Source organism: Bacillus sp. FSL M7-1345 (genome assembly GCF_038006985.1).
GTDB classification, from domain to species: domain Bacteria; phylum Bacillota; class Bacilli; order Bacillales; family Bacillaceae_G; genus Bacillus_A; species Bacillus_A cereus_U.
Window position 1 is genome coordinate 2,384,509 of record NZ_JBBOWG010000001.1, and the last position, 23,602, is coordinate 2,408,110.

A 23,602-nucleotide genomic window follows, 5' to 3' on the forward strand; every position below is an offset into this window, starting at 1 on the left:
TTTTTAATTTATATTTGTTTAAGTAATTCCAATTCCTCTTCTACAAATGCCATTAATTCTTTTATTGTCTCACTAGAAAAATCAAAACGAATTCCAGCTGCTTCATATACCTCTGGTAAGGATTCAGAGCTACCTAGAGATAATGCTTTTTTGTAATTTTGTAGTGCTTGTTTAGGATTCTCTTTGTATTGTTTATACATTTGCAATGCACCAAGTTGCGCGATTGCATATTCAATATAATAGAAGGGTATTTCGAATATGTGTAGTACAGGTAACCAGCCAGTTGCTATCCAGTTTTCATAACCTTCAATATTTACCACATTCGATTGGTAAGTGTTATGTAATTCTAAATATTTTTCATTTCTTTCTTTAGCAGTATGATTTGGATTTTCATACATCCAATGTTGGAATTGATCAACGATAAGCATTTGTGGTAAATACTTAACAATATCTTTAAAGAAATCTAATTTTGCTTTTATAAATTCTTCTGTATTCTCATAAAATGTATCCCAATACTCCATCGAAAACAATTCCATTGTCATGCTGGCTAGCTCAGCTGATTCTGAAGGGATTTCTAAATATTTTTGTAGCTTTAGCTGCTTCATACATTCATTATGAATACTATGGCCCATTTCATGGAGGAAAGTAGTAACATCATAATGTGTATGATTGAGATTCATAAAAATAAAAGATAATTGAGAAGCAGGTAAGTGTTCGCAAAATCCTCCAGGTGCTTTTCCTTTACGACTTTCTAAATCTAAGCAATCATTTTTATGCATACGGCTCAATAATGCAGAAAATTCTGGGTCTAGTTTTTGTAAAATATGAGAACTTTTTTCGATTAAATCACTCTCGTCTTCAATGGGTTTTAATACTTTTTGATTTGGTGCGGCTGCTTTTAGATCCCACGGACGAAGTGTATCTACTTGAAGTTCAGCTTTTTTCTCATTAAATATATTATCAATAAGTGGCACAACGTATTTACGAACGGATTCTGCAAGTTCATAGCAATCATCAGCCGTATAATCAAAGCGTTCATATTTTTTAAACATATAATCACGATAATTATTTAATTGAATGTTTTTTGCCTTTTGGTGACGGATTGCAATTAATTCATTTAAAATATGTTGTAAATTATTTTCAACAGATAAGAATTTTTCAGAAATGAGCGTTTTTGCTTTTTTTCGTATATCACGATTCGGATTTTGTAAGTAAGACTGTAGTTCAGTAATTGTTTTTTCTTCGCCATCCCATAGTGCAGTTAAACTGCCTGTGATTTCGAAGTACTCGGTTACTAATTTGTCTTCTTTTACTTCTAAATCAATGTTCTTCTCACAAAATAATGTTTGTGCATTCTTTATTTTTTTATCAAGTATGCTATAAGTTTTTGGATCTAGTTGCATTCGGAATGGTGATTCTAAATATGTATTATCAAATGAATTTTGATAACGTTTCAAAAGAGGCCTTACATATTGTTGATCATATTCAAACGTATCTTTTATTTCTTTGTTATCTGTATTACATTGAAAAGCAATATAGTGTGATCTTAATTGTTCTTCGATTTCAGATATTAATTTCGACTGAGCTTTTAGCCAGTTTTCTAAATCTTCTCCAGAAGAAATAGACGTATTTAATAAAGTAGACAATTCTTTTTCAAGCTCATGTAAATTACGAATATCAATCGTATTAGAGTTCTGCATTATATATCCCTCACTTTTTATTTATTCATAGAGATATTCTTCTTTTTCGTTATAATTCCTTTTTTACCAAAAAAATTTGTGCCTATTACGCCAAGAACAATCATAAGTGTACCGATAATATGATAGTAGGCAATTTGCTCGTGTAAGAATACAACACCTGCAATTATAGTAATAAGTGTAGATAAGTTGCTAAAAACACTTATTTTAGCTGCTTCAATATAAGATAATGAATAGTTTAATAATAAGGCCGTTAGTAAGGATGATAGTAATCCTAAATATAAAATGGATATAAGAAATGTACCGTTTGTAAATGGCTTAAAGTACATAGTTATTGTGCCTTTATTTATATGATCAGCGATAGCGATTAAATTAAAACTAATAAAACCGATTGCTGTCATTGTGTAGGTTAAATCCATTAGCTTGAATTTCTTTGTCATTTTTCGAGCTAATACATTGTAGCAAGCAGATGATAATGCCGATAACAGGATGAGAATAACTCCGATGAAGCTAGTTTCATGGGCACCGATACCATTCATGATAAATATATAAATGACACCGATGACAGAAACGAGTACAGATGTTTTTTGCCATATATTTGTATACTCTTTTAAAAAATAGGAAGCTAGTATCATCGTAAATATAGGGATAGCAGCCTGTATAATTCCAGCTTCAGATGAACTTGTATATACTAGACCAAATGCTTGGAAAGCAAAGAACAGTGCTGGATAAAATATTGCAAGTGGTAAAAGGGCAAGTATGTTTTTGAATGATATATTTAACTTTACAAAACCGAAAATAACCGGAATGCTTGCTGCTATGAAAGCAACTGTAAAACGGTGAGCAAGGGTATCAAGAGGGCTCGTAATGGTTAGTGCTAGTTTCACAAACATAAATGAAAATCCAATAATAAATGAATAGAGTAATGCTGATATATATGCTTTTGTTGTATTTTTCATAATTTCACCTCATAGTAGTTGATTTCTTACTGGCCAGTATACGTATATAGTAATCTTTCTGATCTAGTGCTACAATGTGAACAAATACAAACTGTACCGGTACAACTTAAATATTGGGGTGGTAATGATGTATAAGTATTTACATATTTTAAACGATTTAGAAAGTGTGATTCAAAATGGTGAGATAAAAGAAGGAAAGAAATTACCGTCTATACGGTCACTCGTCACGCAATATGAATGTAATAAGGCGACTGTAATACGAGCGCTGCATGAATTAGAAAAGCGTCATATTATTTATTCTGTACCTCAAAGTGGATACTACGTTGTTAAGAAATCTGGGAGTTACATAGAAAATAACGAGATGATTGATTTTGCTTCCTCAGCACCAGATCCAGATGTTTTTCCATACTTAGATTTTCAACATTGTATTAATAAGGCAATTGATACATATAAAAATGATTTGTTTGTATACGGAACACCGAAAGGTTTACCATCTTTAATTCCAGTTATTCAAAAACAGCTGGCAAATTATCAAGTCTTTACAAAAGAAGCAAATATCTTTATCACATCAGGTGTGCAGCAGGCGCTTGCAATACTAACTTCTATACCATTTCCGAATGAAAACGAAACGATATTAATTGAACAGCCAACATATCATTTATATATTGAATATCTAGAAATAAATGAAATTCCTGTAATCGGCATTAAACGTACGAATGAAGGCATCGACTTGAATGAATTAGAACGTATATTTCGAACAGGAAAAATAAAATTCTTTTATACGATACCGAGATATCATCATCCACTTGGAACGTCTTATTCTAAAGATGAGAAAGAAAAAATCGTGCTATTGGCCAAGAAGTATAATGTATTTATAGTGGAAGATGATTATTTAGCAGATTTAGAAACAGATTCAAAAGCAGATCCGTTATATAGCTTACATAATTGTAATCATGTCATATATTTGAAAAGTTACTCGAAGATTATTTTTCCAGGTTTACGAGTCGGTGTGGCGGTTATTCCACCAGCTATTGCAAATGCTTTCCATAAATATAAAAAGATTTTAGACATCGATAGTCCAATGATATCTCAAGCTGCTTTAGAAATTTATATAAAGAGTGGCATGTTCGAACGCCATAAAAATAAAATTAAATCCTCCTATAATAATAGATCAAAAAAACTAGCAGAAACATTAGAAAAAGTGCATAATGAAAACCCACTTTTATTTAAATATAAAAAGTATAATACAATAGGAATCCATACTTGTTTAGAAATAGATAAAACCAGTATTTTGGAAATGTTTTTACAAAAATTGAGTGATATTCAAATAAATATTGATACTATTGATAAAAATTATCTAAGGGATTTTCCTAAAGAAAGACTGTTAAAGTTAAATGTATCGAATGTAAAAGAAAATCAGATAGAAGAAGGTATACGCAAAGTAATTGAGGAAATCAAACAATCAGAACGTCTAAATTTTCAATTTAAAAAAGAATAATACGAATAAGGAGGTTTGTTGTGAGACACAAATTAATAACCTTGTTTATATGTATTACTATAGTAATTGGAGCGATGGTAGTTACTAAATATTATATAGAAGATGATCAATGCATAGCAGTTGGTATGTATTCAAGAGGTATAATCGTAGATCAAAATAACGAACCTATATCAAATGTGAAAATTTATGAGGATTCAATTGAAAGTAAGGAACGTAGTATTTCAAATGAACAAGGTGAATTTGAAATTGCAAATGGCGTTTGTGGTGACATTACGTTACAATTAGTTACTCCAAATAGCGAAATCTATACGAGGAAGTATGAAAGAAAGCATATACCCCAAGTTATAAAGTTGAATTATAAAAATGAAGGTGAATAAAATGAAACCATTACAAGGTAAAGTAGCAGTTGTGGCCGGAGCAACAAGAGGTGCTGGAAGAGGTATTGCGATGATGCTTGGAGAAGCTGGAGCAACTGTATATGTAACAGGAAGAAGTACAAAAGGGAATCTATCCTGTATGGGAAGAACAGAAACGATTGAAGAAACGGCAGAGCTTGTAACAAAGCAAGGCGAAATCGGAATCGCAGTTCGTGTTGACCATACAATAGAAAAAGATATTAAAGTTTTATTTACAAAGATTCAAGAAGAACAAAATGGACAGCTTGATATTTTAGTAAATGATGTTTGGGGCGGCGATCCTTTAACAGAATGGGAGAAACCTTTCTGGGAACACAACTTACATAACGGACTACTCATGCAACAAAGAGCTGTTCATTCTCATATAATGACAAGCCATTACGGTGTACCATTAATGGTACATAATAAAAAGGGACTTGTAATTGAAATTACAGATGGTGTCGATTATCAATACCGAGGCAATTTATACTATAGTTTAGCAAAAGTCTCAACAATTCATTTAGCAGAAGCAATGGCGAAAGATTTAGAACAACACAATATTACAGCGGTTGCAGTTAGTCCAGGATTCCTTCGTTCAGAAGCGATGTTAGATATATTTGGTGTAACAGAGGAAAATTGGGGAGACGGAGCAAAACAAGATCCTCATTTTATCGCATCTGAAACGCCTTTCTTCGTTGGGAGAGCAGTCGCAGCTTTAGCCAGCGATCCAAATATTCATGAAAAAACGGGACGAGCGTTAAGTTCATGGGAATTAGGAAGAGAGTATGGATTTACAGATATGGATGGAAGGCGACCAGACTGGGGAAAATATTTTGAAGAAAATGTTTTAAATCAAAATTAATATTTTTAGAGCACTCAATAGCTGAGTGCTCTTTTTCTTTATACTGTAAATAAATAATAAAGTCCTCTTAAAAATAAAATGGTTATTTAAGCATTGGTATAAATGAAATAATGTCAAAAATAAGGTGACAAATCCAACTTATCCAAATACTTTTTGAATTTTTCCATATATAATTTAGTGCTAATCTAACTGGGATTATAGTTATGAATAACTGCATTGGCACAAAACCATAAGATGGAATATGCCATAAAGCGAACAACACACTACATATTAATGATGCCGTGCCAAATTTCAATCCTAATTTTTGTAATGCAATAATTATATTAGTACATAGCAACTCTTCGCCCATTAACATAAAGGGAACACGATATAAAATCATAGAAATACTTATGACTCCAGCAACAGAATTTTTAGTTGCAGGTTCAAAAATGTAGCTGAATATTAAGCTGGAACCCATACCCACGATTATAGTTAAAGGCACACCCCAAAGTAATGTCTTAAACTTAAAATGTTTAAATTGATCTAACGATATTTTCCCTAAAAAATAGTATCCTATAATTCCACATAATGCAACATTCCATAAAGCTTCAAGAATCATTCCTAATACTTCGGGCATATTATCCCCTAAAAATGCGAAGAGTTGATATACAATCCCAGAAATAATTAATAAACCTAAAGCCAAAAGAGATTTTGAATCAATTTTCTTCTCTGTTCCCATAATCCTTGTTTCCACAACAAGCCCTTCTTTCTTATTTTTTGTTAATTATGAATATATAATAGCACATTATTTTCCGGAATAATGGTAATTGAGATGGGCATAATAATTTTATTTTTTTAAATCAGTAAGTCCAAGATTAGGAGATTCCTTGCAAGAGTCATTTACATCAAAACCTATTATTAATATCGTGATTAAATTAAAACATTTTGAAAATGGTATGAAGTAAAGCAATTATTTTTAAAAAAATAATAATCGCCCATCAAATTTATGAGTAGGCGATTATTGTATTTATAAATAAAACATTTTTAAAATTTTATTGAATAAATGGAAAAGCATTACCAAACTAATGATATCCTTAAAGTATAGTTTATATTTTGTATAGGAGGGTGATGGAGTCAATGGCGGTACGTATAGTCGATGATTTACAACAATTATCTTTATTACTTATGTTTTTGAGTACATTAATATTTTACAGATACTTAAAGAAGATTAAACGAGAGAGAAAACTGACTTCTTTCGAATGGACAATGTATTTTGTCACTCAATTCGCGACTTCCATTTGGGCAATTACTTATTTTATTAAATTTTTGTCTGAATCGTAAGTTACATTAAATCATTTTAGTTTATTAGGTTATTGTTATCTATTAGGGATATAAATATAGTCCGTGTCTAAATCAATGACGACATTGCACGTAATGTTTTCTTGTAATGACTTTGGAATGTTTTCAAAATGATATCGTGCACAAAATAAACTTACAAGATTCTCATTAGATAACTCTTCATTTTTCACGTTTAAATACATTACTATTAACTCGTTAATAGAACAGTTAGGGCCAATAGCATACTCATTAATTCCATATCCATCAAATTCAATTATCATGTTATCACTGTTGAGTGCTAGCCAACATTATAGCTTTAATTTTGGATGAATCTTTCATATTGATTATTATAGCTTGAAGTTTAGTGTGAATATATTTTTATAAAGTGAGAGGATTTCAATGGAACAATATAAATTAGTTTTAGAAGGATCTAAACAGTTAAAGTGGGAAACGGGTGAAATTAGGCCCATACAGGATGATGAAATTATCGTTAAAACAATCGCAGGTGCAATAAGTATTGGGGCAGAGTTACCACAGTATAAAGAATCGGACATTTCAGATGTTAATCCTTTATATCCGAGAGAAACTGGATATGAAAGTTATGGTGAAGTTATTCAAGTTGGTAGTAAAGTAACAAATTTAAGCGTAGGCGATAAAGTAGTTTCTTTTTATGGGCATCAAACGATAGGAATAGTTAAGGGACATAAAGTAACTCGAGTACCTAGTTATATAAAGCCTAAATTTGCCTTATTATCCATTCTGTCATGTGATGCTGCTAAAGGAGTATTAAAATTAAACCCACTACAGAATAAAAAAGTACTAATAACTGGCATGGGGGTTATGGGTTTACTCACATGTTATTTCTTAAAATATTATGTAGGTGTTGATCATGTGGATGTTGTTGAACCTAATAGAAATAGGAGAGAATTTGCAAAGAAATTTGGTGCAAAAAACATATATGATTCAGAAGAGAAAATAATAGAAACATATAGTTACGGTTTCGAATGTTCAGCTACAAATAGCGGATTCCGTACATTGCAAAAAGCACTTAACAGTAATGGTGTAATATGTATACTTTCTGATGGTAATAAAGTAGAACTAACATTAACCGCCGACTTTTATCGGAAAGAATTGCAAATCATTGGGTCAAGTGACGGATACGATTATCAAAAACATGCAGATTGGTTTTTTAGAAAAATAGAACAAACACCATTTATAGAAGAAATTTTTCAACATGAAATACATTATACTGCACTCATACAATGTTTTGAGGAATTGGGGCAAGGGATAATTAATCCTTTAAAAGTATACGTTTCATATGAATAATGAAAAAACTAACTAAATATTTGTCACATACCTTATATATTTTTTTCTCAATTATAATATTCAAAATAAGAAGGAACACATATGAAAATTTTTGTAGCAGGTGCAACTGGTGTAATAGGACGTTCTTTATTGCTAATGTTAATAAGAGAAGGTCATACGGTGTTTGCAATGATTCGTAATGAATCGCAAGTAGAAGCAATAAAGAAAGTTGGTGCTATACCAGTAATAGCCGGGATAGAAGTGCTTCAAATAATAAAACACGTAAAGAGTATGGATGGATACCTTTACATCCTTCATGGTCTGAAGAGTGTGTGAAATATCATAAAAATCCTTTAATGGGAATACTAGTAACATTCACTATTAAAGGATTGGGCTGTAATGAATATACTTTTTGAAAGTATTATTTTAATCCTCACTGGGATTATTGTTTTAAAATTGACAGGTAGTAAATCTGTTAGCCAAATGACGAGAGCTGAAATTATTATTGTTGTTTCTATAGGTCGTATTATTGTAGAACCTATATTAAGTAGGAAAGTAGTCCCATCTATTTTTGCTGCGTTTATTTTTGCGGGTGTTTTACTTATCATTCATTTTATTGAATTGAAATCACGAAAAGTAGAAAAGTTTCTAAATGGAACTAGCATTATTGTTATAGAAAACGGAGAAATCTTAAAAAAGAATTTATTATGTGCAAAAATGTCAGAACAACAATTATTTATGCATCTGAGAGAAAAAGGCATACATGAAATCAAGAATTTACAACAAGCAACCGTAGAAACAAATGGACGGATTGGGTATCAACTAACTACTAAGGCACAACCAGTTACTTTGGAAATGCTAGAGAAGCTTTTAGAGCAATACAATTTTAAAAAATAGTTGTAGACTGAAAAGCGCTTCTTGTACTTTTCGCAAACATGTAAAAGTCCCTTCAGTATTACTGAAGGGACTTTCGTGTTATTTAATGTATCTATCAATTTGATTTGTGTCTGTTAAGATTGGAAGGTATGATTTTTAACGGTCTCATCATATCATGGTCTTCATGCTCTAAACGATGACAATGCCATACATAATCTCCAGAATAGGGCTCAAACTTCATTATGATTCGAACGGTTTGTTCACCTGCTACAAGCACGGTATCTTTTAAACCGAAATCAGCTGGGAGAGGATCTAACAAGTTTCCATTCAAATCATGACGATCAAGAACTCGAAAATTAACTAGATGTATATGAATAGGATGAATCCCAACGGTCAAATTTACAGTTTTTCCTGAACAAGAAAGCCCATTGCCTTTAGGCATGGGATGAAAGTGAGGTTGGATACGGAGTACCACTAAAAATCGCAAGGTTTGTGGTACTTTAAGTATCCAAAGTATAGGTACTTTCTTCGGGTGTTTTTGTTGGAATCTTTCGAAAGTAAATGATATAACTAGAATAAATGATGATAGAAGAATGTTTCAAAGTGTTTGAGAGGAAAACCTCCTCGTTTCATGCAGTTGTAAAGTTTATAAACACGTTCTGATTTTGTTATGATTGCTAGAAATGTATCAAATGAACACGATGTTGAAAATCAAAAAACAAGGGGATGAAACGTATGTCACAGACCCTAACAGTGAAAGTGAAATTGATTCCAACAAAAGGACAAATCTGTTTATTGGAACAAAGCAGTCACGAATATATCAAAGTTATAAATACACTTATATCTGAAATGGTTGAAACAAAGGAAAGTACGAAAAAAAGTACGAAAGATATTGAAGCGAATATACCAAGTGCGGTGAAGAATCAAGCAATTAAAGACGCGAAAGGCTTATTTGCTACAAAAGTAAAGAAAAGCAAGTATAAAATCATTCCGATTTTAAAGAGACCTGTTTGTGTATGGAACAATCAAAATTATTCATTTGACTCCACTCATATTTCAATCCCGTTTAAGGTAAAAGGAAAGTCAACTCGTTTAAAGGTCCGTGCTTTATTAATCGATAAAAAAAATCGCAATTTGGATTTGTTAAAACATAAGTTAGGTACACTTCGTATCACAAAGAAATCGAATAAGTGGATGGCCCAAATATCTGTCACACTTCCTACAAATGAAAGAGCAGGGACGAAAATTTTAGGAGTAGACCTAGGTCTCAAAGTCCCTGCGGTAGCAATCACAGATGATGATAAGGTCAGTTTCTTTGGGAATGGTAGGCACAATAAATATAAGAAGCGTAAGTTTCGTAGTGTTCGTAAGAAGTTAGGAAAAGACAAAAAAATGAATGCCATTCGGCGAATGGATGATAAAGAGCAAAGATGGATGCAAGATAAAGATCACAAAATAAGTCGTGCAATTATTAATTTTGCGATTGCAAATCGTATTTCTGTCATTCGATTAGAACAACTAACGAATATAAGACAGACGGCAAGAACAAGCCGTAAAAACGAAAAAAATCTACACACTTGGTCATTCTATCGTTTGGCACAATGTATTGCCTATAAAGCAACGATAGCTGGTATTCAGATTGAATATGTGAATCCAGCTTATACAAGTCAAAGTTGTCCGAAATGTGCTGAAAAGAATAAGGCTCGAGATAGAAAATACAAGTGTCCATGTGGGTTTAAGACACATCGTGATATCGTTGGAGCGATGAATATTCGCTACGCAACTGTGATTGATGGTAACAGTCAATCAGCCTAAGCACCTTTATGGTCTGGTTTAGGAGGGGCAATGAGATGCCCTTATCTTGAAGGCTGTTCAAAACAGAAATGGATTGCGAACGCTTAGTCATTCAAGAATCCCACCCGTAAATCCGTAAGGATTCGGGCTTGCGACTTTAGTCGTGGGAGTCTCAATAACTCCCATATTTCAACAGAATTAAATAAAGGTGTTTCTGTCACTGGATCGGCCCATTCTTTATTATCTAATAAAAGCATGAGACGATCAAATTCATCCTCTGAGTCATTTAATGTTAATCGTCTTACTTTTTTTACGTTTACTTTTTCTAATGGAATAAAGTCAATGTTACTTAAAATGCATGGGATTTTACTTTTATCTGGGCAGGATAATGGTTTCGTTACTTGGAACTCCATAATCTCACCAGTTGGATTATCTAAATCACTTCCATTTTGTAATACTACTTTTTTTCCTACAAACCTTGAAAAATCAATAATAATGTCAATACGTTCTGCTGGTGAAACATCTAAACTTTGTACTTTAATCGGCCGTTTAAGAAGGCCGCCATCAGTTCCTATTAAAAAGAATGAACTTAATTGGAACTTGTATGTGCTTGTATTTTACCAAGGGTGATGACGATCAATATTACGATTAACATAAAGTTCATAAAAATAAACAGAATGAATAATTGACAAAAAATGAGAATAGTAGTAATCTAACGTAAAACATACGCTGCCGTATTTTACTGGAGAGATGATATGCAAGTAACGAGGGAAGACTGGATAAAAGTAGGATTACAACAATTAGCTAATGAAGGTATACATAAAGTTCGCATTGAAGCACTTGCTCGATTGCTAAAAATAAGCAAAGGAAGCTTCTATCACTATTTTCGTGACCATCAAGAGCTTTTAGATTCTATGCTCGACTTTTGGGAAGTACATGCAACAAAGCTGATTGTTCAAAGTATGGAGCAACAAGATGCCTCTTTAGAACAGCTATTACAGATTAGTTTTAATCGAGATAAAAAAATTGAGAATGGTATTTATACTTGGGCTAAATATGATCCTGTTGTGGCAGCACGTTTAGTAGATATAGAAGAACAAAGAATTTCTTGTGTTGCAAAATTGTATCAAAAAATGGGCATAGACGAAACTGAATCAATTGATCGGGCGAGACTTGCCTATTTAACGTATGTAGGGTGGATGACAAGGTTTGAAGCAAATCCTAATTTTGATATTGATAAAATGGTTGAGCTTTTAACTTCTTTCAGCGGGTGTCCAAACATCCACTGAAAGAAGTTAAAGCCTCCGGCGGATGTCACGGAATTATGCTGAGGCATAATTGATTATTCGATAATAAATGTCCCTAATATGGTTATAAAACCTGAAGGGACAAAATTTTCACTGTAACATACGGTAGTGTATGTTATCTTTGAAGTTACGAAATTGGGGGCGAATAAATGAAATTACTATTAATAGTAGTAGCTGTAGGGCTTCTGTGGTTTATCAGTTTTTTGCATATTTATTGGGCTTTTGGAGGTCGATGGGGTTCTGCCGCTGTTCTCCCAGTAAAAGAGGGAGAACATAAGCCTGCTTTTACTCCGAGAATAGGGGGAACATTATCCGTAGCCATTCTTATTCTATTAGCTAGTGTCATTATTGTTGTTCAAGTAGGTTATTTGCAGGGGTTCCAAGCAAATAGTTTATCTAAAATTGGAAGTATTGTCTGTGCTTTAGTTTTCATTATTAGGGCAATTGGTGATTTTAAGTTCGTTGGATTTTTCAAGAAAATTAAACATTCTCAGTTTGCTAGATACGACACTTGGTTCTATAGTCCATTATGTTTATTCTTTGGCTTTGTCTATATCATGTTGTTGTTTTAATAAGTATAATGAATTCCCTATAAAATAAATTTTATAGGGGAAGAAAACATCTTAAAATGGTGGGATTTTAAATTCTGTATATACTATATGTATTTCTTGTAATATGCATATCTAACTGTAACTTTAACGAATTTACCGAAAGAATTCTCCTTCCTCAAGCGTGTGAAGGGCGATCTATGATTAGTCATTTGTGGTTAAAAAGAGGATAGATAGGGCGAAGTTATTCAAGCTCTTCTATCCTTTTAATTTCTATACATATAATGTATGACATTAGATAAGAATTCACTATTAATAATAGGTTCAGCTTATATCTTGACTTTTAATAAAATTTAAAAGTGTTGGTTTTTAATTGTGTGAATAAGAGGTTAGTTGTTGTTTTGGAATTTAAAACATTGATTTAAACTTGGCAATTGTATCATATAATTTTTCTAATCCAATCAACATATCTTTATCATTTAACATTGAATAACTAATTCGTAAATGATTATATTGATTTTCATGGTTTAATAGACAAGCTGTTCCAGGTAAAAAAGAAACATCTACTTCATTTGCTTTTTGTAATAATGTAAAAGGGTCGATTGACTGTGGAAGTGTAACCCATAAGTTAAATCCACCATTAGGTATTTCAAATTCTAATTCTTTTAATGGAGATAATATATCAATTGTTAAATCACGTCTAATTTGTAAAGCTGTACGTAATTTTTCTAAATGATTTTTCATTCGTTCCGCCCGTAAAAAAGGAAGTAGTGCTTTCTGCGTTAATAAAGGGCTACCAATATCCATAGAAGCTTTCACTGCATATAACCATTCAAAAATAGGACCTTCAGCTGCAAGCGCCGCGATGCGAAGGCCTGGTGCTAACGTTTTACTAAATCCTTTTAAATATATAACATGACCATTTGTATCAAAGCTTTTTATGGTGGGAGGTACTATAGCATCCTCAAAATAAATTTCTCCGAAAGAGTCATCCTCAATAATGAAGAAGTTATATAACTCTGCTAGTTCTACAAGCTCTATTCTTCGTTCTTTACTCATCAAAGTACCTGTTGGATTCTGAAAAGTAGGATTCACATATAACAAGACAGGATTTTTCCTTTGACAAATATCATCGATTAAGTCTGAGCGAATTCCGTTGTTATCAAGACTAACAGGGATAATTTGAACTCCTTTATTAACAAATACATCAAGCGCCGCTCCATAACATGGACTTTCTACTAACACTAAGTCTCCGGGCTTTAATAATGTTTGAGCGATTAAATCAATTCCTTGCTGGGCACCACTTGTAATTAATAATTGAGATGGATCTATAACTAATTGTTGGTGTTCTTTTAAGTAGTTCGTTATTTCCACTCTAAGTTCTTTATCGCCTTGAACAGGTCCGTAAGTTGCTAATATCATTTGATCCTTATTAAGTAATTTGTGCATTTCATCTGAAAGAAACGGATTTGGTAATAAACGTGGATACAGGATCGCTTGTGAAAAATCGAAATATTTACGGTGTTGGTTCATTACATATTGAGAACGCATAACATTAATGGATTTCGTTTGTTGCCATTGATACGGAATTGGTTTGAAATCTTTATTCACACGTTTATGTATATAGGCACCTTTTCCTTGTTCAATTCGTATATAACCTTTCGTTTCTAACTGTTTATAAGCTTTACGAACAGTTAATAAACTAATTTGCAAATCATCGGCCATAGAACGTAAAGAAGGGAGGTAATCGCCATGTGAAAGCATCCCGCTTTGAATTCTCTCAACAATTTGCATATATATTTGTTGGTAATATGGTATGTTGGATTCTTTACGCAGTACTATCTTCATAGAATCACCTGTTTTTCTTTTTAATTCAATTAAAGCGAAAAACATGGAGGGAATCAACTATATTTTTATTCAACTGTTATATGCGTTGATACACTGTTATACACCATATCCTCTATACTCATTTCAAGAGTAAAAAGGAGGAAGAAAAATGGTCATTTTAAATTATATTTTAGTATGTATTATTTTTGGAACGACATTTTTAACGATAAAAATTGGAATAGAAGCGGGCGCACCACCATTATTTTCAGCTGGAATTCGTTTCTTTTTGGCGGGCCTTATTCTCATTATTATTTTTAAATTAAAGAGAAAGGATATTATACCTTACTTATTATCAAAACGTATTATATATGCTGGTTTTTGTTTAACATTTATGACATTCGCGACCCTTTACTGGGCAGAACAATATATTTCTTCTGGATTAGCTGCAGTTCTATCTGCAACAGGTCCAATGATGATCTTGCTATTACAATCAAGGCGAAACAAAACAAAATTGCAAAAAGAACAACTTGTTGCTTTAGTTATAGCACTTATAGGCGTTTTTTGTATTTCTTTACCTGGAATGCATCAAGAACTTACATTCATATGGAGTATCGCTTGCCTTGTTATATTAGTAGGAGAGTTGTTTTATGGAATAGGTTCTATTCGTTCAAAAGAAATACTTTCAGATTTACCTGATGTATCACCATTTCTCATTAACGGTATTCAAATGTTTTATGGAGGAATGTTGCTGTTAATTGTATCTATCGTAATGGAACAGCCAAATCTAACAATCTTAACATCTTGGAATGTACAAGGGCCAATTTTATATCTTATATTTGTAGGGTCTATCGGTGGACACGGTTTATATTACTGGCTTTTATCAAAAACAAATCCTGTATTCCCATCAACGTGGTTATATGTATCTCCGTTAATCGCTGTTATTGTAGGGTATTTTGTATTAGGAGAACCATTAAATCCTACAATGGGAATTGGTGCTTGTTTAATCTTGATTGGTGTGTTTTTAGCAAATCGTACTACACTTGGAGTGTATTTCAAGCAAGGAAGGTTGTTAAAAAAAGAGATGTAGTTAAAGTTTAATGATGTGGAAAACAGCGGAAAACGTATTCAAACTTTAGAAGAAAATGATTAGCACATTAGAATACAGATTAGAGATAGTCAAATCAAAAACACAGTGGGGGAAATAACCAACTGTGTTTTTATATAGGGTATATTTAATTTTACACTTAACTAAATCGATCGCATATTGTTTGGTGGAAGAATGTTATTTTTTTATTACGGTATTGCCCATCGCAATAGAAATTCGATTCCAACTGTTTATTTGATTAATGATTAACACAAGATCAACATATTGTTTTTCGTCAAAGTATTCACGTACTCGGTTGTATAGATTTTCAGGAACTCTTTTAGTAGGAATGAGAGTAATATGCTCCGATAGTTCCAGAGCAACTTTTTCTTCAGGAGTATAAAAATCACAATCATTCCAAGCATTTAAGCAATAAATTCTTTGCTCGGTTTCACCTAATTTTCGGGCGTCAGAAGTATGCATATCGATACAATAAGCACAACCATTAATTTGAGAGACTCTAATTTTTATAAGCTCTCTAATAGCACGATTAATTGAGGATTTTTTCGTGTATTTCTCCATATCCATCATAATTTTCATACCATCAGGTGAAATATCATAGTAGGCAATTCTTTGACTCATAAGACAAAACCTCCATTATTATAAGTTTTTATAATAAAAACACACTAGGTCGCTATTGGGACTTCTAGTGTGTTTTCGTAATTAATTTACTTTTTTAATAAAACCTTTATAATGACGTTTCACAAGCTGACTTTCAAGCGTCTTCATCGTTTCTAATGCTACACCTACGATGATAAGTAAGCTTGTGCCACCGATTTGGGCAGAAGGTGGTAATGTTGCGATTTTCGTGAATACGAGCGGTAATATTGAAATTGCGCCTAAGAAAATGGCACCGATAAATGTTAAGCGATATAAAATTTTTGTTACATACTGTTCTGTAGATTTACCTGGACGAATACCAGGTACGTATCCATTTTGCTTTTTCAAATTCTCAGCCATTTGTTCAGGGTTCACTTGAATGAATGCATAGAAATATGTGAAAGCAACGATAAGACCTACATAAAGTGTCATTCCAAATGGATGTGCAAAATCAAGATTCGCAATTATCCATTTAGATACGCTTGAATCAGGGAAGAGCTGCGCAATTGTACGCGGCGTCATTAAAAAGGCAGAAGCAAAGATAACAGGAATTACACCTGCACTATTTACTTTAAGAGGTAAATGAGTGTTTTTTGCTTCTTGATATTGATTGTTTCCTGAAACAGCTTTTGCATATTGAATCGGTATTTTTCGAACTGCTTGCTGGATGTAAATAACACCAACAACAATCGCTAAAATAACAAGTCCAATTAAGACCATTTTTATAATGTGCATAAATAATTGATCGCCTGCGTTTTGGAATTGTTGTAAATAAATTTGATTTGCAACATTTGGAATCGCCGCAACAAGTCCTGCGAAGATAATCATTGAGATTCCATTCCCAACGCCATTAGCGGTGATTTGTTCACCTAACCAAAGTAAAAATGCAGTACCAGCAGTTAATACTGTCGCAATAAATAAGTATGTAGTCCAGCTTGGATCTGTTATTAATTGTCCGCCTGCTATATTATTAAAGCCATAAGACATCCCGATGGATTGTATGAATGCGAGAATGATTGTAAAGTATCGAGTAAATTGAGCTGACTTCTTACGGCCCATTTCTCCTTGCTTTGCCCATTCTGTAAATTTAGGTACAACGTCCATTTGTAGTAATTGTACAATGATAGAAGCTGTAATATATGGTGTGATACCTACAGCAAAGATTGAGAAGTGTTGCAGTGCTCCCCCGCCAAATACGTTCAGCATGCCTAAAACGTTGGCTTGATCTTGTACTTTTAATACCTCTGCGTTAGTATGAGGAACTGGAATAAACGTGCCAATTCGAAAAACAATTAGCATCGCTAGTGTAAAAAGAATTTTGTTTCTTATCTCAGCTACTCTCATGAAATTTGAAATCGTACGAAACATTATGTCGCCTCCTATATTTTTATCAGTTCAAAACTGATTATTATATCCCGATGAAGTAACCACAAACCTCCTTCCGCATTAAATTCATTTGACAAATGGAATTTTATACATTTTGTAGTTTTCACGGATATAAAAATATAAGGTGTTATACAAGCGATTTATTAACTTTTCGTAATCATTCAATACCCATAATATAACTAATAAATTAACAAATGTACATACATAAGCATTAAAAATGAATGAATAGGGTGATTTTTTACATTTATTTAATGCTAGATTGATAATTAGGAACGTTTTATGTAGTTATATTGAAAGGATTCCGTGGAAAGTATTATGATGTAGCTGTAGCGCATGATAACCTCAAGGAAATCTTCAAGGATGTTGAGAGAACTCATACATTTCAGCATGAATTAGAGAACCTACTAAAGAAAGTAAAGATTGGATTGGAATAATAGTGAAGGAAAATCTTTTTTCCATAGAGAATATTTCTAGCGTAGGAATCTAAGTATGTAGGTTCTAATGAAAGGAGAATTCACATGAATACATTTGTAAATGACAAGTTTTATGAAACTAGAAATCAATTATTTGAGGAAATTACTTTGTTAAGTGATGCTCAATTTAATAGGAAACCAGATAAGGACAAATGGAGTATAGCACAAGTTTGTCATCACTTAGTTTTATTAGATGAGAGAGTTATAACAGTTATTTCATCGGGATTAAAAAAGATGGATAGTATCTTAAATGAGCGTAAAGAAATTCACACTATTTTATTAGATAGATCGATAAAATTTATAGCCCCAGAAATGATTGAACCAAGTATAGAACCATTTGAAGTGCAGCAAATGGTTGATTTGTTAAACGACTCTAGAAAAGAATTGATGTGTTTCCTGAGTACAATAGAAGATGAATCTATATTAGCGAAAAAATCAGTGACGCATCCAGCTCTTGGAGAATTACTTCTTGATCAGTGGATAGAACTGATCTATTTGCATGAACAGCGTCATATAGAACAAATCAAAGAGATAAAATTGCTTTGTGAAGTTGAAAAGTAAAAATCATTGTCTATTTTTTAAGCGATTTGGGATAGCATCAAGGTTTCGAGTGATAAAATAGAAGTCCTGATTAAAATTATGATGAATTTAGTTGAAAGCAACCAATAATCAGAAGAAAATACGAAACTAGCAGATTTTACTCTTGAAGAGGAAACGAACATTCGAAAAAATGCTGAATCCGATATGCTGTATAAGTGTAACCCCGTCTTAAGTGGAGAGCGGGGTTATTATTTTTGGAAGTACATATACATCTACCGTTGGTTTGGCACTCTTCACACGTTTGAGGAAGAAGTATTTTGTCAGAAAACGATAAAATACAATTCTGTTAGGGGATATATGCATTTTATTCTCTTTATTTTTGCAGTTGAATTTTTTCGAATAATAAGTTACATTTTTAAAGTTCAAGCAACTTTATGACAGTACAAAAAGGGGAGAAATATTGTTATTATGCAAAAAATGAAATGGAAGAACTATGTATGCTATTTTATTATTCTTATGCTTCTTGTAACAGCAGTAACAGTCAAACCAGCTATTTCTAAGGCTGAGGAATCTAATGTTAATATTACATTGTTAGGTACTGCAGATATTCATGGTAGATTTATGCCTTGGGATTATGCGCTTGATGGAGCAAATATGAGTGGAAGTTTGACGCAGCTTTATACGGTTATAAAGAAGGTACGTCAAGAAAATCCAAATACCATATTAGTAGATGCCGGGGATACAATTCAAGGAAACTCAGTAGAATTATTCAACGATAAGCCACAATCGCCAATGATGGTAGCGATGAATACAATGGGATATGACGCCTGGGCATTTGGAAATCATGAATTCAACTTTGGATTAGATACATTGAAAAAAGTTAGTGAGCAATATAAGGGAAAGACGTTAGCAGGAAATATTTATAAGGAAAATGGAGAGCGTTTTCTTCCTGCATATACGATTGTTGAAAAAGGTGGAATTAAAGTCGGGATTATTGGCATGAATACACCAATGATTAGTGATTTTGAAAAAGGGACAGATCATTTGGATGGTTTAGTAGTGAAAAATCCAGTAGAAGAGACAAAAAAGGCAATTAAAGAATTAGAAGGTAAAGTAGATGTAATGGTAGGGGTTATGCATATGGGACTAGAAAATGAGAATGGAATCCCAGGTACTGGTGTTCAAGATATTGCGAATGCTTGTCCGGAACTAAGCGCTATTTTTGCGGCTCATATGCATAAACTTGTAAAAAAAGAAGTTGTAAATGGCGTAATTATTACAGAACCAGATAAATATGGAACGCATATTTCACGTATTGACCTTACTTTTACAAAGCAAGATGGAAAGCTTGTTTTAAAAGATAAAACTGCTACCGCTATACCTGTAAAAAATGCTGATGGAACAACAGTATTATCTGATTCTACACTTGAAGAAACACTAACACCTTTTCATGAGTATGCGAGAGGAGATGCAAATGTTGTAGTCGCTCAATTAAAGGGTAGAAACCTTGTTCCTGAAAATGAAATAAAGGGTATTCCAAGTGTGCAGATTCAAGAGACACCTTTATCAGATTTCTTTCATGAAGTCATGCTCTATTACAGTAAAGCGGATGTAGTAGCCCATCAAATTGATAATGATTATGCCCGTTTGGATATTGGTCCTATAAAGAAGAAAGATATTGCGTATAATTATCAATATGCTTTGGGAGAAATTACAGTATATAAGATAACTGGAAAAGATTTAAAAGACTATATGGAATGGGCAGCAGGATATTTTAACTCATCTCGTGCCGGAGATGTAACAGTTAGTTTTGATAAAAACCGTCGTGCGTCTAAATACAGTACGAACGATTTCTTTGGAGGCGTAAAATACGAAATTGACTTAACAAAACCATATGGAAATAGAATTACAAATTTACGCTCTATTCGTACAAATAAGCCAATCAAAATGAGCGATGTTATGACGCTAGGAATGAATGCGTATAGAATGGAGGCTCTTCAGGCAAAAGGGGGAGCTTTAGAGGGACGTAAATTTGAACAAACTTGGTCATCTAAACAAGAGAATGCATTCGGAGAAACAGGCGGAACCATTCGTAACCTTGCTATTACATATTTAAAAGAGGTAAAGAACGGTGTATACACGCCAAAAGTTATGCATAATTGGAAAATTACTGGTGTAGATACACATTCTTCAGAGCATAAGGCTGTAGTTGATCTTGTAAATAAAGAGATTTTAGAAATCCCAAAAACAGAAGATGGAAAATATACAAATATAGCATCTATAAATACTAAAGATTCAATTACAAAAGAAGAGATTGTAGCACTCTCACAAAAAGCTAATATTAATCCAAATCAGTTTAATCATGTAAAAAGAAAAGGTGAATTTTACAAAAAACTTAGTAGGATAATTAAATAAATATAAAAAAGATGGCTCTCGTGCAAAAAACTATTAAACTTGGACATACCATTATCCTAAAAAAGTTTGTGATCGGTATGGAAATATAGAGAATCATCGGTAAAAAATCCCCTGGATTGCTTTAAAAATTCAGGGGATTTTTCATTTGAATAATTATTGTTTCATTTCTCACTATGTATATTTATAATATGCTTTAAAAGAACATACCTTAAGTTAATAACATGCAATAGATGTGTCCTTTTCTATATTTAAATGCGGAGATAAATTTATCTTTAAAAGATATTTTTGACAAAATAAAAAAGCCTGAAACTCATATAAGACTTCAGCTATCTCATAACGTTACAATCCAGGCAACTATGGACATAAATAACAAAATTATATTGAAAAATATAAATTGTAGATGCGTTGCCTTACTAAAGTATTTATCTACTATATACATCATAATACAAAACACGCACTTTCTTTTTCTTGTTTATCAAGGTCATCAGTATTCATTTGATCCAACTTTATTCTAAATCAACTTCATGTCCGAAATATAAGTTTAAATAATTAATATAAATTATAAGGTGTCCTATAATAATTGTTATTTTAATAGCATTAAACCTACTCTTAAAATAGTAAAGAGTGGGTTTTTATGTTGTTATTTAGATGTAAGTGTACTTTGATTAGAATGAATATAGATAATTAACAACTAACCAATTGGATGAGCACCTAAAAGGGCTCATTTTTTATTTTATCGACCACATATATGTAATTTTGCATAATTTTACATAAATTCTGCATTTTCTCTTTTTTTCGACAAGATTAGACAGTATACTTTGTACAAGCTTTCTATTTCAAAAATTATACGGGGTGAAAAAATGAAAAACACAAAGACATTAACTAAGGTAGCATTAACAACAGGATTAGCTTTAACAGCTGTAGTACCATATGGAGTAGGTCATGCAGAGGAAACCGATCAACTACAAGTTCAAATTCAAGAGGATTCGTTCCGTACAGGTGAACTTACACAACCGTCACAAAAGGCACCAGAGAATGTAGTGAAAGATGCTCTTAAGGAGAAAACAGAACAAGCCTTGTCTCCAAAACAAGTAAATGGAGAAACTGGAGTGGATTATAAAGTTCTTCAAAAACGTGGTTCGTATGATGGAACTACACTTGTACGTATACAACAAACATATGAGGGGAAAGAAGTATATGGGCATCAATTAACTGCACATGTAGATAAAAAGGGTGTTATTAAAAGTGTTTCAGGAGATAGCGCGCAAAATTTAAACCAAGAAAATTTTAAAAAACCTAGTAATCTATCAGAAGAAGCAGCGAAACAATATATTTATACGAAGTATGGGAGCGATATCAATTATATTTCTGAGCCAGAAGTAAAGGAAGTTATTTTTGTTGATGAAAATAATGGACAAGCTAACAATGCATACCAAGTTACATTTGCGGCAGCAACACCAAACTATGTATCTGGAACATATCTAGTAAATGCACAGAATGGGGATATGTTAAAAAATATGGTTCAAGAATCCAACTTAAAAGCAAGTGAAAAGCTTGTTGGAGCCTTAAAGGAAAGTAAAAAAAGCAATCTTACATCATTAACTGGAACAGGAAAAGATGATTTAGGTATATCTCGTACATTTGGCATTTCTAAACAAAGTAATGGAAAATATGCACTTGCTGATTACACAAAAGGGCAAGGAATTGAAACATATGATGTAAATTACAGAGATATTACTAAAGAAGAAAGCTATTATCCTGGTACACTAGCAACCAGCACTTCAACAACATTTAACGATCCAAAAGCAGTAAGTGCTCATTACTTAGCAACAAAAGTATTTGATTTTTATAAAGATAAATACAAGCGTAATAGTTTTGATAATAAGGGACAAAAGGTAGTTTCAGTTGTACACGCTTGGGATTCTGAAGATACGAACGATCCGAAAAATTGGCAGAATGCATTAAGTGCTAATAATGGAAGTATGCTTGTATATGGAGATCCTATCGTCAAGGCTTATGACGTAGCTGGACATGAATTTACACATGCGGTTACTTCTAGCGAATCCAATCTTGAATATTACGGAGAATCTGGTGCAATTAATGAAGCGTTATCTGATATTATGGGAACATCTATTGAGAAATACGTAAATAATGGAACATTTAACTGGACGATGGGAGAACAAACTGGATCTGTTTTCCGTGATATGGAAAACCCAGCTTCCGTTCCATCTTCACTTGGAGTACCTTATCCAGATGATTACAGTGAATTTAATGATTTTAATGGATGGGATCAAGGCGGCGTTCATTTTAATTCTAGTATTATTAATAAAGTTGCGTATCTCATTGCAAACGGTGGAACACATAACGGAGTAACTGTCAAAGGAATTGGGGAGGATAAAATGTTTGATATTTTCTATTATGCAAATACAGATGAATTAAACATGACTTCTAATTTCAAAGAATTAAAATCAGCATGCATTCGAGTGGCAACAAATAAATATGGGGCGAATACAGCTGAAGTACAAGCAGTTCAAAAGGCATTTGATGCAGCAAAAATTAAGTAAGTTAGAAATATAGTTTTCATTCATATATTAATACGTTACAAAAACCAGCTAATATCTTGATATGATATTAGCTGGTTTTTGTGTAACGTATGAAA

The 23,602-nt window shown here is 32.6% G+C and carries 20 protein-coding genes and 3 pseudogenes; 14 read left to right on the forward strand and 9 right to left on the reverse strand.

The genetic code is table 11. The features are described 5' to 3' along the window. Nucleotides 1–8 precede the first annotated feature (8 nt). The gene (locus tag MHB76_RS12360; RefSeq protein ID WP_078175011.1) at nucleotides 9–1,700 is read right to left on the reverse strand and encodes a M3 family oligoendopeptidase; all 1,692 of its coding nucleotides are present in this window, start codon (nucleotides 1,698–1,700) and stop codon (nucleotides 9–11) included. Between the two features lie 17 nt (nucleotides 1,701–1,717). Beyond that, nucleotides 1,718–2,656: a DMT family transporter gene (locus MHB76_RS12365; protein ID WP_078175012.1), complete on the reverse strand. Its 939-nt coding sequence runs from the start codon at nucleotides 2,654–2,656 to the stop codon at nucleotides 1,718–1,720. A gap of 127 nt (nucleotides 2,657–2,783) precedes the next feature. Between MHB76_RS12365 and MHB76_RS12370 the strand changes: the two genes are divergently transcribed. From MHB76_RS12370 to MHB76_RS12380, 3 genes are read left to right on the forward strand one after another with little or no spacing between them, the layout of a single operon-like run. Next, nucleotides 2,784–4,154, forward strand: coding sequence for an aminotransferase-like domain-containing protein (locus tag MHB76_RS12370; protein WP_078175013.1), 1,371 nt, complete (start codon nucleotides 2,784–2,786; stop codon nucleotides 4,152–4,154). A 20-nt stretch (nucleotides 4,155–4,174) separates the two neighbouring features. Beyond that, on the forward strand, nucleotides 4,175–4,531 hold the full coding sequence (locus tag MHB76_RS12375) for a carboxypeptidase regulatory-like domain-containing protein (RefSeq protein WP_002085386.1): 357 nt from the start codon (nucleotides 4,175–4,177) through the stop codon (nucleotides 4,529–4,531). Between the two features lies 1 nt (nucleotide 4,532). Further along, nucleotides 4,533–5,411 (forward strand): SDR family oxidoreductase, encoded by an 879-nt coding sequence (locus tag MHB76_RS12380; protein ID WP_340986676.1) that lies wholly within the window; start codon nucleotides 4,533–4,535, stop codon nucleotides 5,409–5,411. 82 nt (nucleotides 5,412–5,493) lie between these two features. On the opposite strand, the gene MHB76_RS12385 is transcribed toward MHB76_RS12380, so the two are convergent. Beyond that, nucleotides 5,494–6,144, reverse strand: a complete 651-nt coding sequence (locus MHB76_RS12385) for a CPBP family intramembrane glutamic endopeptidase (RefSeq protein WP_078175015.1) — start codon at nucleotides 6,142–6,144, stop codon at nucleotides 5,494–5,496. A 383-nt stretch (nucleotides 6,145–6,527) separates the two neighbouring features. On the opposite strand from MHB76_RS12385, the gene MHB76_RS12390 reads away from it, so the two are divergent. Further along, nucleotides 6,528–6,731 carry a hypothetical protein gene (locus tag MHB76_RS12390; protein WP_016104930.1) on the forward strand — a complete coding sequence of 68 codons (204 nt, stop codon included), beginning with the start codon at nucleotides 6,528–6,530 and terminating at the stop codon, nucleotides 6,729–6,731. 35 nt (nucleotides 6,732–6,766) lie between these two features. Here MHB76_RS12390 and MHB76_RS12395 read toward each other — a convergent pair whose 3' ends face one another. After that, nucleotides 6,767–7,009 carry a hypothetical protein gene (locus MHB76_RS12395; protein ID WP_016104931.1) on the reverse strand — a complete coding sequence of 81 codons (243 nt, stop codon included), beginning with the start codon at nucleotides 7,007–7,009 and terminating at the stop codon, nucleotides 6,767–6,769. Between the two features lie 118 nt (nucleotides 7,010–7,127). Between MHB76_RS12395 and MHB76_RS12400 the strand changes: the two genes are divergently transcribed. From MHB76_RS12400 to MHB76_RS12410, 3 genes and pseudogenes are all read left to right on the forward strand, one after another. After that, the gene (locus tag MHB76_RS12400; protein WP_078175017.1) at nucleotides 7,128–8,054 is read left to right on the forward strand and encodes a zinc-binding dehydrogenase; all 927 of its coding nucleotides are present in this window, start codon (nucleotides 7,128–7,130) and stop codon (nucleotides 8,052–8,054) included. Between the two features lie 81 nt (nucleotides 8,055–8,135). Then, nucleotides 8,136–8,289: pseudogene (locus tag MHB76_RS12405) on the forward strand (NmrA family NAD(P)-binding protein); the annotation flags it as partial. A gap of 143 nt (nucleotides 8,290–8,432) precedes the next feature. Next, entirely contained in the window at nucleotides 8,433–8,930 is a 498-nt protein-coding gene (locus MHB76_RS12410; protein WP_078175018.1) for a DUF421 domain-containing protein, read from the forward strand. A gap of 94 nt (nucleotides 8,931–9,024) precedes the next feature. Here the strand turns inward: MHB76_RS12410 and MHB76_RS12415 are convergent. Beyond that, nucleotides 9,025–9,312: pseudogene (locus MHB76_RS12415) on the reverse strand (multicopper oxidase domain-containing protein); the annotation flags it as partial. A gap of 332 nt (nucleotides 9,313–9,644) precedes the next feature. Between MHB76_RS12415 and MHB76_RS12420 the strand changes: the two are divergent. Further along, complete coding sequence (locus MHB76_RS12420) at nucleotides 9,645–10,724, forward strand: RNA-guided endonuclease InsQ/TnpB family protein (RefSeq protein ID WP_016104935.1); 1,080 nt, start codon at nucleotides 9,645–9,647, stop codon at nucleotides 10,722–10,724. Nucleotides 10,725–10,870: 146 nt separating this feature from the next. Here MHB76_RS12420 and MHB76_RS12425 read toward each other — a convergent pair. Beyond that, nucleotides 10,871–11,320: pseudogene (locus MHB76_RS12425) on the reverse strand (multicopper oxidase family protein); the annotation flags it as partial. Between the two features lie 138 nt (nucleotides 11,321–11,458). Between MHB76_RS12425 and MHB76_RS12430 the strand changes: the two are divergent. Both MHB76_RS12430 and MHB76_RS12435 read left to right on the forward strand, forming a co-directional pair. Continuing rightward, a complete protein-coding gene (locus MHB76_RS12430; RefSeq protein ID WP_002110077.1) occupies nucleotides 11,459–11,992 on the forward strand; it encodes a TetR/AcrR family transcriptional regulator in 534 nt (177 codons plus the stop codon). 167 nt (nucleotides 11,993–12,159) lie between these two features. Next, entirely contained in the window at nucleotides 12,160–12,582 is a 423-nt protein-coding gene (locus tag MHB76_RS12435) for a DUF3995 domain-containing protein (RefSeq protein WP_078175022.1), read from the forward strand. A gap of 384 nt (nucleotides 12,583–12,966) precedes the next feature. On the opposite strand, the gene pdxR is transcribed toward MHB76_RS12435, so the two are convergent. Continuing rightward, nucleotides 12,967–14,406: a MocR-like pyridoxine biosynthesis transcription factor PdxR gene (gene pdxR, locus MHB76_RS12440; RefSeq protein WP_078175033.1), complete on the reverse strand. Its 1,440-nt coding sequence runs from the start codon at nucleotides 14,404–14,406 to the stop codon at nucleotides 12,967–12,969. 148 nt (nucleotides 14,407–14,554) lie between these two features. Between pdxR and MHB76_RS12445 the strand changes: the two genes are divergently transcribed. After that, nucleotides 14,555–15,472, forward strand: coding sequence for a DMT family transporter (locus MHB76_RS12445; protein ID WP_078175024.1), 918 nt, complete (start codon nucleotides 14,555–14,557; stop codon nucleotides 15,470–15,472). Between the two features lie 195 nt (nucleotides 15,473–15,667). On the opposite strand, the gene MHB76_RS12450 is transcribed toward MHB76_RS12445, so the two are convergent. Then, the gene (locus MHB76_RS12450) at nucleotides 15,668–16,111 is read right to left on the reverse strand and encodes a carboxymuconolactone decarboxylase family protein (protein ID WP_078175025.1); all 444 of its coding nucleotides are present in this window, start codon (nucleotides 16,109–16,111) and stop codon (nucleotides 15,668–15,670) included. Between the two features lie 81 nt (nucleotides 16,112–16,192). Next, nucleotides 16,193–17,497: a preprotein translocase subunit SecY gene (gene secY, locus MHB76_RS12455; protein WP_340986685.1), complete on the reverse strand. Its 1,305-nt coding sequence runs from the start codon at nucleotides 17,495–17,497 to the stop codon at nucleotides 16,193–16,195. Nucleotides 17,498–18,033: 536 nt separating this feature from the next. Here secY and MHB76_RS12460 point away from each other — a divergent pair. The 3 genes from MHB76_RS12460 to MHB76_RS12470 all read left to right on the forward strand — a co-directional run bounded on the left by MHB76_RS12460 (nucleotide 18,034) and on the right by MHB76_RS12470 (nucleotide 23,507). Beyond that, nucleotides 18,034–18,549 carry a DinB family protein gene (locus MHB76_RS12460; protein WP_078175026.1) on the forward strand — a complete coding sequence of 172 codons (516 nt, stop codon included), beginning with the start codon at nucleotides 18,034–18,036 and terminating at the stop codon, nucleotides 18,547–18,549. 447 nt (nucleotides 18,550–18,996) lie between these two features. Continuing rightward, nucleotides 18,997–20,943 carry a bifunctional metallophosphatase/5'-nucleotidase gene (locus tag MHB76_RS12465; RefSeq protein ID WP_078175027.1) on the forward strand — a complete coding sequence of 649 codons (1,947 nt, stop codon included), beginning with the start codon at nucleotides 18,997–18,999 and terminating at the stop codon, nucleotides 20,941–20,943. Between the two features lie 860 nt (nucleotides 20,944–21,803). Further along, nucleotides 21,804–23,507, forward strand: a complete 1,704-nt coding sequence (locus MHB76_RS12470; protein ID WP_078175029.1) for a M4 family metallopeptidase — start codon at nucleotides 21,804–21,806, stop codon at nucleotides 23,505–23,507. Nucleotides 23,508–23,602 lie beyond the last annotated feature (95 nt).